We start from the raw sequence: 1107 nt of genomic DNA, 5'->3' as shown, positions 1-1107 counted from the left end.
AGAAGATAAAAATTAAAATGATTTCTAAAATTTTAAGTATTCACAACCTATAAGAAATAGACGTATAATTAAATATAATAATTATAATGGTATATTTTTGAGAGTAAATGAAATAGTTAACGAAGGATGAGGTGAATATTTAAATAATAAAAATGGTTTGTTATATAAATTTCTAAAAGGTGGATTGGTATAATGAAAATAGGATTGGTGCTATCAGGTGGTGGTGGCAAAGGAGCGTATGAATTAGGTGTTTGGAAAGCTTTAAAGGAAATGAAGTTAGATCCGTATATAAAAGTTTTTTCAGGTACATCTATTGGTGCTTTTAATGCAGTATTATTTGCACAAGATGATTTAGATAAAGCAGAAGCTTTATGGGTAACAAAACTGTTACAATAAATTTAAACAAAACTATACAAATATGTATAGAAGTATAGATTTAAAAACAGAAAGCCCTTTGTATCTAGTGATAGGTGCAAACTCGGAGTTAATTGCTTTTAATCCCTAAAGCCTTACTACCAAAGCAAAGCTAGAAATGGCAAGTGTAATGGTGCGAAAGCAGAAAAAAGTGTAAGGATAACCTAAGTTGAAATAAAATCTAATTAGGTCTTATAAATGGATAATCGTGACATATAAGATACGTTAGGCACTAAGGGTTTTTGATAATGGGTGTTTAGCAGGGAATGTCCTAAATCTTTTAAGATATGGATAACCTTCAACGACTATCTCCTTGAGGGAGAGTAAAGCCACAAGCTAATGGTGGAAGAAAAATACCGTATCTCTTTTAGTTAAGAGATAAAGATATAGTCTGCGCTTATGTGAAAGCATAAGAGGTCTACCTGAGAAGGAAAGACTGCTATAAGGTTGCGACTTATAGTGAACAAGAAAAATATATAAAAATAATGTGTATGATATTACTGTTTGGGTAAAATAATTTTGTAGCGAAAACCAAGCTATTAAATTATTCAATTCAGAGTGCTTAACTATAAACTAAGTTCTGAATATGTACCTAGCGATACTGGGGAATTTAAGCCTGTGAAGAGTTATATGAAACAGGAAGATACAATACGAAAGTCTTAGGATATAAGTAGTATCACAGTATAAATGTCT

1 protein-coding gene is annotated in these 1107 nt (G+C 30.7%); it reads left to right on the top strand.

All coding sequences use genetic code 11. The annotated features are described in order from the left end of the window. The first annotated feature begins 192 nt into the window (after nucleotides 1-192). Entirely contained in the window at nucleotides 193-396 is a 204-nt protein-coding gene (locus ACRCYC_RS13470) for a patatin-like phospholipase family protein (protein WP_438619654.1), read from the top strand. Nucleotides 397-1107: the final 711 nt, after the last annotated feature.

The sequence above is a fragment of the Paraclostridium sp. genome (assembly GCF_051657365.1).
Lineage (GTDB): Bacteria > Bacillota > Clostridia > Peptostreptococcales > Peptostreptococcaceae > Paraclostridium.
Note: the sequence above shows the minus strand (reverse complement) of the source record. Positions and strands in the feature narration are given on the sequence as shown.